Consider the following 12,952-nt stretch of genomic DNA (forward strand, 5'->3'; position numbering starts at 1 on the left):
CAACACCTCATACGTCAACGACTCCCCACCACACACCACAGCAACCGCCCCAGGAACAGCCCCCACACGCCCCGCGACCAACTCCACCACCGAACAACCACCCACACCCACACCAGGACCCGCCCAGCCGAGCAGCGCCTGCGCCAGCTCGTCCGCCTCCAGCATCCCGGCGCGCGAGAGCCTGAGCCGGGGGTCCGCGAGAAGCTGTTCGGCAAGCATCAGCCAGTGGCGGCACAGCCGCTCGACCATGGTCCGGTCGAACAGATCGGTGCTGAACTCGACGACTGCGGCGAGGCCGCCGCCGTCGGTCTCCTGGAAGTGCATGCCCAGCTCGAACTGAGCCGCCTCACGGGGCACCGCGTGCTCCGTCACCTGAAGACCAGGAAGGCGGAATTCGCCGGGCGGGGTGTTCTGCAGGGACACGAATGCCTGGACGAGCGGGGTGCGGGAGGTGTCGCGCTCGGGAGCCAGCTCCTCGATGAGCCGGCTGAACGGCACGTCCTGGTGCGCGAACGCGTCCAGGACCGTGGACCGCACGTCTTCCAGGAACTCACCGAAGGTCCGCGCATCGTCTATCCGGGTGCGCAGCACGAGGGTGTTGACGAAGAACCCGACGAGGTCTTCCAACTCCGTGCGCTCGCGACCCGAGACGGCTGTGCCGACGGCGATGTCCCGCTGACCGCTGTAACGCGACAGCAGCAACTGTGTCACCGCCGTCAGCCCCATGAACAGGCTCGCCCCACGCTCCTGCCCCGCCGCCTTGAGCCGGTCGACGAGGCTCACTGGAACGTCGAACGTGTGCAGGGCGCCGGCCGAGGTGCGCACGGCCGGACGCGGCCGGTCCGTCGGCAGCTCCAACGGCTCCAGACCGGCCAGCTTCCCCCGCCAGTGGGCGAGTTGACCGTCGAGCGCGTCTCCAGCCAGGTGCGCGCGCTGCCAGACCGCGAAGTCCGGGTACTGAATGCGCGGCTCCGGCAGAGCCGCGTCCTCGCCACGCACTGCGGCGGCGTACAGCGCGCTCAGCTCACGCGTGATCACACCCATGGACCAGCCGTCGGTCACGATGTGGTGCATTGCGAGCACCAGCACGTGCTCACACTCGGAGAGACGGACCAGCAGTGCCCGGACCAGTGGGCCCGTGCGCAGGTCGAAGGGTATCGCAGCCTCGGCCGCGAGCGCCGCGTCCAGGTCTTCCGGAGCGCTGAGCGCCACGGTCCGCACCGGAACGTCGATGTCTTCGGGTGCGTGGACGCTCTGTACGCCCCGGCCGTCGACGGAGTCGAAGGTCGTACGCAGGGCCTCGTGCCGGGCGACGAGCCCGGCCATGGCCGCACGCAGCGCCGCAACGTCCAGGTCGCCCGTCAGGCGCAGGGCGCCGGTGATGTTGTACTCGACGCCCTCACGGTCGAAGTCGTGCAGGAACCAGAGGCGTTCCTGGGCGAAGGACAGCGGAAGCGGGCCGGTGCGCGGCGCTGGGAGCACGCCGGCCTCGTCGGCCGGCTCGTCCAGGGCTATCTGGCCGGCGAGAGCCGCGACGGTGGGGTGGTCGAAGAGTGCGCGCGGGGACAGGGCCGTGCCCAGGACGCCCCGAAGCCGGGAGACGACCTTCAGGCTGGAGATGGAGTCGCCGCCCAGCGCGAAGAAGTCGTCGTGGACGCCGACCTTTTCGACCCCGAGGACATCCGCCCAAAGGGCGGCCAGAGCGCGCTCGGCATCGGTGCGCGGCGCGACATGCTCCTGCGCCGTTTCGTACGCGGGCGCGGGCAGGGCCTTCCGGTCCACCTTGCCGTTGACCGTCAGCGGCAACTCGTCCAGAACGACGAAAGCGGACGGCACCATGTACTCCGGCAGAACGGACGCGGCGTGCTCGCGCACCGCCACGATGTCCACGTGTCCCCCGACAGCCGGGACGAGGTAGGCCACCAGGCGCTTCGCGCCGGGTCGGTCCTCCCGGACCTGGACCGACACCACACCCACGGAAGAATGACGCGCGAGTACGGTTTCGATCTCGGCGACCTCGATCCGGAAACCACGGATCTTGACCTGACCGTCGCCACGGCCGAGGAAGTCGAGGCGGCCGTCCTCGCGCCAGCGCACCACGTCCCCCGTGCGATACAGCCGACCGCCGTCACCGAACGGATCCGCGACGAACCGCTCCGACGTCAGATCCGTACGCCCGTCATAGCCCCGGGCAAGACCGGCACCACCGAGATACAGCTCACCGGCGATGCCGACACCGACCGGCCGCAGGGACGCATCGAGCACGTAGGCCCGGGTGTTGTTCATGGCTCGGCCCAACGGCACCGAACCACCGGACACGTCCGCCAGTGCCAGGGGGCCGGACACCGCGAAGGTCGTGGACTCCGTCGGACCGTAGCCGTTGACGAGCACCAGCTCGGGGCAGGATTCCAGCAGGCTCTGGGCAGCCGCAGCGGGAACCGCGTCGCCGCCTGTCCAGAGCTCCCGAAGACCCGCGAAGCACGCAGGGTCCTCCTCCACGAGCACGCCGAACAGAGCCGCGGTCACCCACAGCCCGGTCACGCCCGACGCCACGGCGTCCCGGACGGCCGGCGCGCTCAGTTCCGCCTCGGCCACCACGACCGTGCCGCCGTTCAGCAACGGCACCCACACCTCGTACGTCGCCGCGTCGAAGGAATGCGGCGAATGGAACAGCACCGTCCCATGCGCACCCGAATCGAAACGGCTGTCCGCCGTCAGCGCCACGATGTCGCCATGGGTGACCGCCACGCCCTTCGGTACACCTGTCGACCCCGAAGTGAACATCACGTACGCCAGAGACTGCGACGAGACCCGCGCCGGTACCACGACCGAACCAACGGGCGCCGCACCCACGGGAACCGCAGGCACACCGCCGACCTCGGCAACGTCCCGATCCGTCACCACCACACAGCTGCCGGACCGGGCGAGCACCTGACGGAGCCGGTCCTCCGGGTACGAGGCGTGCAGCGGTACGTACACACCGCCGGCCTTCAGCGCGGCCAGCATCGCCACCACCACGTCCACCGACCGCTCCAACAGCAGACCGATCCGCGCCTCGGCGACCAGACCCCGCTCGACCAGCGCACCGGCCAGCCGATCCGACGCCCTGTCCAGCTCCGCATACGTCAGCGCGACATCACCGCACCGCACCGCCACCGCACCCGGTCCCGAAGCCACCCGATCCGCGAAGGCGGCCACGACCGAGGCACCGACGGGGGCCGGGCCACCGCCGTCGGACCACCGGTCGAGGATCTCGGTGCGCTCCTGGGAGGTGAGCAGTTCCAGGCGGCCGAGGTCGGTCCCGGCGTTCTCCAGCAGCGTCGTGACGACGTGCGCCAGCCGCTCCGCCATCAGCTCGGCCGTCTTCGTCCCGATGAGTGCGGCATCGTAGGCGAGGGTCATGTCGAGGCGCTCGCCCACCGCCCCGGCGATCAGCGTCAGCGCGTAGTTCGTCGACTCGACCGCCTGGACGCCGCTGACCGACAGGCCATGCCCCTCGGCGGCGGCCGCGTCCACCGGGTAGTTCTCGAACACCACCAGGCTGTCGAACAGCGACACACCCGCCGGCAGGCCGGTCTCGATGTCCGACAACGCCACGTACTCGTACTGCCGCGACTCCACCAGGTCCGACTGGACACCCTGCAACCACGACACCACCGACGCCGACGGATCCACGCGCACCCGCACGGGCACCGTGTTGATGAACAGGCCGAGGATGTCCTCCACGCCCGGCAGATCCGCCGGACGCCCCGACACCGTCGTCCCGAACACCACATCGGCCGACGACGCGGACACACCCGCGCACTGCGACAGCAGCAGCGCCCACGCCCCCTGCACCACCGCGTTCACCGTCAGACGATGCCGCCGCGCGAACCCACCGACACCACCCGCCACCGCGGCATCCAGCACCACCGGCACCCGACCGCTCGACCGGCCCCGCTCCACCTCTCCGGGCAGACGGTCGTACGGCAGCGCCACCGGCTCCGTCACACCCGCCAGACGCCCACGCCAGAATGCCCGACCCGCCACCACGTCCTGACCGGCCAGCCAGCGCAGGTACTCACCGAACGAGCCCCGCGACACCCTCGCCGCGGCGCCGGCCGGGTCCGCATAGGCGGCCAGCACGTCCGGGACCAACGCCGCCGTGCTCCACCCGTCCAGGAGCACGTGATGGAACGTCCACACGACGCGCACCGCGTCATCCGGCACCCGTGCCAACGCCACCCGCATCAAGGGCCCGGCAGCGAGGTCGATCCCCCGGGCCCGGTCGGTGTCCAGGAACTCGCGCAGCCGGGCCTCCTGCCCGGCGTCGTCGGCATCCGTCCAGTCGAGGAGGGAGACCGGAACCGTCACGTCGCGCCGGACGACCTGCACCGGTTCCGACAGGCCCTCCCACACCAGCGACACCCGCAGCGCGTCCGAACGTTCCGCGACCGTCTGCCACGACCGTGCGAACTTCTCGACGTCCGTGACACCGTCGACCCGGAACACGAACTGCTCCAGATACGCCGACGAGTCGGGCTCCGCCAACGCGTGGAACAGCATCCCCGCCTGCAACGGCGTCAGCGGGTAGATGTCCTCCGCCCCACGACCGTCGCCGACGACACGATCCACCTCCGCCTGGCTCAGCCTCGCCAACGGAAAGTCCGACGGAGTGCGCCCACCCGCGCCGTCGCCCTCGCAATGCGCCACGCACGCCACCAATTCCGCAGCGAACGCCTGTGCCAGTCCCCGAACCGTCTCCTCACGATGCACATCGGCCGAATAGGCCCAGGAGAAGACCAGTCGGCCGTCGGCCAGACCGGCGGTGACGTCGATCAGGCTGGTGCGGCGCTCGTCGGGGCTGTGCTCGCCGCCGGGGTTGAGGGCGGCGGAGCGGTACCAGCCGGCCTTCCCCGTCTCGGCGGCGCCGTCGGTGTTCGCCATGTCCAGGCGGCCGAGGTAGTTGAAGGTGATCTGCGGGTCGTCCAGGGCCCGGCCCTCCAGGCCACCGCCGAGGTGGCGCAGCGCCCCGTAGCCGACACCCCGGTCCGGAACAGCACGCAACTGCTCCTTCACCGACTTCAGATCACGACCCCACGCGTCGAGACCGTCCACGTCGTCGCCCGACAACCCCAGGGCCACCGGATACACCGACGTGAACCACCCCACCGTCCGCGTCAGGTCCACACCCGCGAACAACTCCTCACGACCATGCCCCTCCAACGACACCGGAACCCGGTCACGACCCGTCCACCCCCGCAGAACCCGCGCCAACGCCGTCAACAACACGTCATTCGCCTGCGTCCGATACACCGCCGGCACCCGCTGCACCAACGCCTCCGTCTCCTCCACCGACAGCGAGCCCGACACCGCGCGGAGCGAGCCGACCGTGTTCTCGACGGCGGCGCGTGCGTCGCGCGCGTCGCCGGTCGCCGGGGGGAAGTCGCGCGGCAGTTCGGGGTCCGTGCCGTCGAGGACGGAGGTCCAGTAGGGGCGCTGGTCGTCGAAGCCTCCGTCGCGGGTGTGTGCGGCGAGGGTGTCGGCCCACTGGCGCACCGAGGTGGTCTTCGGGCCCAGGTCCGGGGTGCGGCCCCCGGCGGCCTGTTGGTACGCCGAGCGCAGGTCGTCGAGGAGGATGCGCCAGGTCACGCCGTCCACCACCAGGTGGTGGGCCACGACGAGGAGCCGTGTGTGCCGCTCCGCCCCGCGTCGGCCCACGAGGAAGCGGACCAGGGGACCGCGCTCCAGATCCAGGCTCGACTGGGCCTCGGCGACCAGGCGGGACCATGCGATGTCCTGGTCGGGCTCGGCGGTCAGGTCGTGCTCGGTGACGTACAGGTCCGCGTCGGCGGTCTGCGTGATCGTGCCGGTCCAGCGCGAGGAGCCATCGGTCGGCCGGGTGAACGTCGAACGCAACGCGTCGTGCTGGGACAGCACGGCCCGCACGGCCTCGCGGAGTGTCGCTCGGTCCGTCGCGGCGGGGATTTCGAGGTCCATGGCCATGTTGAAGTGGCCGGGGGCGACGGTGTGGGTCTCGAAGAACCACTCGCGTACCGGGGTGGTGCCGACCTCGCCGGAGACGGGGCCCTGTTCGGCGGTCCCGCTGTCGTCGCCGCCCGCTTGGGGCGTGCCCGCGACGGTGGCGAGGGCGGCGACGGTCTGGCGGGCGAAGATGTCGCGGGAGCTCAGGTCGAGTCCGGCCCGACGGGCGCGGGTGACGACCTGGATGCTGAGGATGGAGTCGCCGCCGAGGGCGAAGAAGTTGTCCTCCACGCCGACCCGCTCGGCCCGGAGCACCTCGGCCCAGATCGCGCACAGCACGCGCTCGGTGTCGGTGCGCGGGGCGATGTGCCCGCCGTCGCTCTCGGCCGCCGGTGCGGGCAGGGCGCGGCGGTCGACCTTGCCGCTGGAGTTCACCGGGAGGGAGTCCAGCAGGACGAACACGGACGGAACCATGTACGCGGGGAGTTCGGCGGCGGCGTATGCGCGCAGCGCCTCCACGCTCACCGGTTCCGTACTCCGGTCGGCGGCCAGGTCGGCATGCGCGTCGGCGGGCACGTCTTCCGCGCTCGGGGTGCCGGTACCGGTGCCGGTGGTCAGTGTCTGCTGGGCGGCGCGCGGTGCCGTGGTCACGTACGCCACGATCCGCTGGGTCCCCGGACGGTCCTCGCGGACCATGACGGCCGCCTGGCCGACCTCCGGGTGGCGGGCGACGGCGGCTTCGATCTCGCCCAGCTCGATGCGCAGGCCGCGCAGTTTGACCTGGTCGTCGGCACGGCCCACGTACTCCAGCTGTCCGTCGGCCCGCCAGCGGACCACGTCACCGGTGCGGTAGAGCCGGCCACCGGTCCCGGACGGGTCGGCGACGAAGCGCTCGGCGGTCAGACCGGCCCGGCCGTGGTAGCAGCGGGCGAGGCCCGGGCCGGACACGTACAGTTCACCGGCGACGCCCACTCCCACGGGGCGGAGCCATGGGTCGAGGACGGCGACGTGTGCGTCGGCGACGGGTTCGCCGATCGGCGGGGCGCCCGCGCCCGGCGTGAGGGCATCGCTCATCGAGGCGGCGATGGTCACCTCGGTCGGACCGTACGCGTTCACCATGATCCGGCCGGGGGCCCAGCGGGCGACCAGGTCCTGGCCGCACGCCTCGCCGCCGGTGGCCACGACCCTCAGGTCCGGGAGATCACCGGCGGGCATGGTGCCGAGGACGGTCGGCGGGATCAGGGTGTGGCTGATGCGCCGGTCGCGGAAGACCTCGTACAGCGCGTCGCCCACGACGGGGCCCGGGACGTCCGGGACGACCAGGGCGCCGCCGCCCCCGAGGGCCATGAGGACTTCCATGACGGAGGCGTCGAAGCCCGCGGACGCAAGCTGGACCACCCGTGCGTCGCGCCCGACCCGCAGCCGGTCCACCACGGCGGCGGCGAAGCCGGCGATGCCTCGGTGGGTGACCACGACGCCCTTGGGGCGGCCCGTGGAGCCCGAGGTGTAGATCATGTAGGCCGCCGCGTCGACGCAGACCCGCAGGTCGTCGGCGCCCGCGTCATCACCGTCCTCGTCGCGGCGACCGTCTTCGACGACTTCCCGGCCCGGCTGCGCCGCCCTCCGCGCGGTCGCCTCGTCCAGATGGACGACCGGCGCGCCGCACTGCCGCAGGACGTCCTGGACCGTCCGCCCGTCCTCGCCGACCACGGCGTCCGCTTCGGTCGAGGCATTTTCGGCGCACAGCACCAGGCGGGCGTCGCAGTCCTGGAGGACGAACTCCAGGCGCTGTGCGGGCCACGAAAGGTCCACGGGTACGTACACGCCGCCCGCGCGCATGACGCCGAGCAGGCTGACGAGCCAGTCGGCGGAGCGGGGCACGGCCACGGCGACGCGTGCCTCGGCGCGTACGCCGCGTGCGGTCAGCAGCGTCGCGACCCGGGCGGAGGCGGCGTCCAGTTCGGCGTAGGTGAGGGTGGTGTCTGCGTGCTCGACGGCGACGGCGCCCGGCGCCTCGGCGGCGCGGGCGGTGAGCAGCTCGGGGAGCGTGAGCGGGGTCGTTCCGGCGCCGACGGTCGACACGCCCCAGACGTCGGCGATGCGGCGCAGTTCGTCGTCGGCGAGGTGGTTCGCGGTCGCCAGGGTGCGGTCCGGGGCGCCGCAGACGAGGCGGGCCAGGTCGAGCCACTGGCGGCAGAGGCGCTCCACCGTGGCGGCGTCGAACAGGTCGGTGCTGTACTCGGCGCCGGCGAGCAGGCGGCCGTCCTGCTCGGCGAAGGAGAAGGTGAGGTCGAACTGCGCGGAGTTGCGCACCGATTCGACGGCCTCGGCGTGCAGGCCGGGAAGGTCGAAGGAGGCGCGCGGTGTGTTCTGCAGGACGATCATGGCCTGGACGAGCGGAGTGCGGGAGGTGTCGCGCTCGGGGGCCAGTTCCTCGATGAGTCGGCTGAACGGCACGTCCTGGTGCGCGAAGGCGTCCAGGACCACGTCGCGGGTGCGGTCGAGGAGTTGGGCGAAGGTCTCGCTCTCGTCGATGCGGTTGCGCAGGACGAGGGTGTTGACGAAGAAGCCGACGAGGTCTTCGACCTGGGGCGACTGACGGCCAAAGACGCCGGTGCCGAGGGCGATGTCCGTCTGGCCGCTGTGGCGGGCGAGCAGCAGCTGTGTCACGGCGGTGAGGGTCATGAACAGGCTCGCGCCGTGCTCCTGGCCGACGCGGGCGATCCGGGCGGCGAGGTCGGCGGGGACGTCGAACGTGTGCAGGGTGCCGGCGGAGGTGCGCACGGCGGGGCGGGGCCGGTCGGTGGGCAGCTCCAGGGGCTCCAGGCCGTCGAGCCGCTCGCGCCAGTGCCGCAGCTGGTCGTCCAAGGCGTCGTCGGCCAGATGCTCGCGCTGATGGACGGCGAAGTCGGGGTACTGGACGGGGAGTTCGGGAAGCCCGGGGCGGGTTCCGTGTACTGCGGCGGTGTAGAGGGCGCTGAGTTCGCGCGTGATGACGCCCATGGACCAGCCGTCGGTGACGATGTGGTGCATCGAGAGGACGAGGACGTGTTCCCGCTCGGAGAGACGGGCCAGCAGCACGCGCAGCAGCGGGCCGGTCCGGAGGTCGAACGCGGTGGCGGCCTCGGCGGCGAGCACGGCGTCGAGTTCCTGGCGGGTGTCGACACGCACGGTGCGCAGGGGGACGACGGTGTCGGCGGCGGCATGGATGTGCTGGACGCCGCGTCCGTGGACCGATCCGAAGGTGGTGCGCAGCGATTCGTGGCGGGCGACGAGGCCGTCCACGGCGGTGCGCAGGGCGGCCTGGTCGAGGTCGCCGGTGAGGCGGAGGGTGCCGGTGACGTTGTACTCGACGGAGCCGGGGGCGAAGTCCTCCAGGAACCACAGGCGTTCCTGCGCGTACGAGAGCGGCAGCGGGCCGGTCCTGGGGACGGGGACGATGCGCGGCTCGGGGCGGGCCGGGGCGGCGTCGTCGGATTCGGCCGTGCTCGCGGCGGCTTCGACGGTGGCGGCGAGGTCGGCGAGGCGCGGGGTGTCGAACAGGTCGCGTACGGCGAGGGGGACGCCGAGGCGTTCGCGGACGCGGCTGACGACGCGGGTGGCGAGCAGGGAGTGGCCGCCCAGGGCGAAGAAGTCGTCGTCGGCGCCGACGCGTTCGACGCCGAGGACCTCGCTCCACAGGGCGGCGAGGGTCTCCTCCGCGGCGGTGCGCGGGGCGACGTACTCGGTGGTCTCGGCCCATCGCGGGGTGGGCAGGGCGCGGCGGTCGAGCTTTCCGCTGGAGGTCATGGGCAGCGCTTCGAGGGTGACGAAGGCGGACGGGACCATGTAGTCGGGCAGGCTGCGGCGGACGAGGTCGCGCAGGGCGGCGGGGTCGGGGGCGGGTCGGCCGGGTCCGGGGACGAGGTAGCCGGCGAGGCGCCCCACGCCGTGGTGGTCGTCACGCACGACGACGGCGGCGTCGGCGACGTCGGGGTGGCTGCGCAGGGCGGCGGTGATCTCGCCGGGTTCGATGCGAAAGCCGCGGACCTTCACCTGGTCATCGGCGCGGCCGAGGTGTTCGAGGGTGCCGTCGGCGGTCCAGCGCGCGAGGTCGCCGGTGCGGAAGAGGCGTCCGCCGTCGCCGGACGGGTCGGCGACGAAGCGTTCGGCGGTGAGGGCGGGGCGGCCGTCGTAGCCGCGGGCGAGGCCGACGCCGGAGATGTACAGCTCGCCCGCGACGCCCTGCGGGACGGGGCGCAGCCGCTCGTCGAGGACGTGGGCGCCGTTGTTCCACAGCGGGGCGCCGATGCGGACGCCCGACGGGTCGGTGGAGCCTTCGGCGGCGACGGTCGCGGCGACGCTGTCGGCGCTGATCTCGGAGGAGCCGTACAGGTTGAGCAGGGTGGCGTGCGGCAGCCGTTCGGCGAAGCGGGCGACGAGGGCGCGACTGAGGGGCTCGCCGCTGCTGATCCAGCAGCGGCAGGAGGCGAGGGCGGCCGGGTCGGCCTCGTCGAGGAGGACGGAGAGCAGGCTGGGGACGAGGGTGAGTCGTTCGACGGCGTGCTCGGCGACGAGGGCGGCGAGGGCGAGGGGGTCCTTGGCCTGTTCGTCGGTGGCGAGGACGACGTGGCCGCCGTGGAGCAGGGTGCCGAGGATCTCGGTGGCGCTGTCGAGGAAGCCGATGGAGCTCTTGGCGCAGACGACGGAGGCCCGCCATCGGGGGTGGGTCTCGGCGAACCAGGCCCAGCGGCTGAGGAGTCCGGCGTGCAGGCCCTGGACGCCCTTGGGGCGGCCGGTGGAGCCGGAGGTGTAGATGACGTACGCGACGTTGTCGGGGCGCAGCGCGGCGACGGCTTCGGGGGCCGTGGCGAGGAGGGCCGCGACGCGGTCGGTCGTGTCCGGCTGGTCGACGACGACCGTGATCACGGCGCGGTCCGCGGCGGTGGCCGCGTCGGCGAGGAGGCCGGTGAGGGACTGCTCGGTGACGGCGGTGCGGACGCGGCTCTCGCCGAGCATCCAGGAGACGCGGCCGACGGGCAGGGCCGGGTCGACGGGCAGGTAGGCGCCGCCCGCCTTGAGGACGGCGAGGGCGGCGACGACGAGGTCGGCGCGGCGTGTGAGGCAGACGGCGACAGGCTCCTCGGGGCGTACCCCGGTGGCGATCAGGTGGTGGGCCAGCCGGTTGGCTCGCTCGTCGAGTTCGCGGTAGGTGAGCGTACGACCGCCGCTGGTGAGGGCGGGCGCGTCGGGGGTCCGTGCGGCCTGGGCGGCGAACTGGGCGGGGATGACGCCGTGGGCGGCCTCGGGGCGGGTTTCGCCGGTGCCGAGGGCGGTGACGGCGGCGCGTTCGTCCGCGTCGAGGAGGTCGTGGGCGGCGAGGGGGGCGTCGGGTGCGGCGGCGACGGCGCGGACGAGGGCGACGAAGTGGCGGCCGAGGCGTTCGACGGTGGCCGGTTCGAAGAGGTCGGCGTCGTATTCGACGGCGCAGTGCAGGCCGGGACGTCCAGTCCGGCCCTCCTCGGACGCGCCGGTGTCCTCGAACTCCTCGAATTCCCAGCTGATGTCGTACGGGGCCTGACTGCGGGCCAGGCTTTTGCGGGTGACGCGGAGACCTTCGAATTCCATGGACTCCGCCGGGGTGTTCTGGAGGACGACCATGGACTGGATGAGCGGGGTGCGGGAGGTGTCGCGCTCCGGTGCGAGGACTTCCACGAGCCGTTCGAAGGGGACGTCCTGGTGGTCGAACGCCTCCAGGACGGTTTCCCGGACGCCGTCGAGGTAGGTGGCGAAGGAGGCGTTCGGGTCGATTTCGGAGCGCAGCACGAGAATGTTGATGAAGAAACCGACGAGGTTCTCCACTTCGGCGCGTTCGCGCCCCGGGACGGCCGTGCCGACCGCGATGTCGTCCTGTCCGCTGTACCGGGCGAGCAGCAGCTGCACGAGTCCGGTGAGCGTGACGAAGAGGCTGGTGGAGCGGGTGCGGGAGAGGTCGTGGAGGGCGGCGGCGACATCGGCGGGCAGCGTGAAGGTGTGGACGGCGCCGACGCCTCGGCGGACGGCCGGGCGGGGGCGGTCGGTGGGCAGCGCGAGCGGTTCGAGACCGCCGAGGCGGTCGCGCCAGTACCCGAGGTGCCGGTCGAAGGACTTGTCGTCGTGGCGGGCGCGCTGCCAGGCGGCGTAGTCGGCGTACTGGACCGGGAGGGGCGGCAGCGCGGCGGACTCGCCGCGGAGGGCTGCCGCGTAGCAGACGCGCAGTTCGCGGACGACGATCTCCATGGAGGCGCCGTCGGTGACGATGTGGTGCATCGCCAGGAGCAGCCGGTGCTCGTCGGTGCCCGTGCGGACCAGCAGGACCCGCAGCAGGGGGCCGGTACGCAGGTCGTAGGGCTCGTCCATGGCGGCGGTGAACAGCCGGTCGCAGACGGCCTCCGCTCCGAGGGTCGCGACGTCGGCGGACTCGACGCCGAGCGCACCGGCGTCCGCGGTCGCGAAGCCGTCGGCCGGCGCGGCGTCGGCGGTCAGGTCGACGTGGCGCAACGGTATGCGGGGGGCGGCTTGCGCGGCGGGAAGGACGACCTGCCGGGCGACGCCGTCCTGCGCCGCGAACACCGTCCGCAGCGTCTCGTGCCGGGTGACCAGGGAGTCAAGGGCAGTGCGCAGTGCGGCGGTGTCGAGGGGGCCGGTCAGTCGCAGGCCGAGGCCGGAGTGGTTCTCGGTGGAGTCGGGCTCGTACTCCCCCTGGAACCAGAGCCGTTGCTGCGCGAAGGACAGCGGCAGCGGGCGGTCCTGCGAACGGTCGACGGGTTCGATGCCCGTGCGGCGGGCGGAGCCGGCGCGTCCCGCGAGCCGCTGCCGCAGCTTCTCCCGCACGTGCTCCGGCAGCGAATCGATGCGGCCCTCACGCGACGACGCGGCGTCCATGGAAAGCTCCCTCACTCACATCAAGCATCAACGAATGTCGTTCGGAATCCCGGCCGCAGGGCAGGGAAAGGCGCGTGTGCGCGAC

At 72.4% G+C, this 12,952-nt stretch carries 1 protein-coding gene; it reads right to left on the reverse strand.

The window, feature by feature from the left end:
* On the reverse strand, positions 1 to 12,867 hold a 12,867-nt coding region (locus ACGF2V_RS29770), incomplete at its 3' end, for an amino acid adenylation domain-containing protein (RefSeq protein WP_362710735.1).
* Positions 12,868 to 12,952 lie beyond the last annotated feature (85 nt).

The sequence above is a fragment of the Streptomyces sp. NPDC047982 genome (assembly GCF_043204165.1).
In the GTDB taxonomy this organism is placed as follows: Bacteria; Actinomycetota; Actinomycetes; order Streptomycetales; family Streptomycetaceae; genus Streptomyces.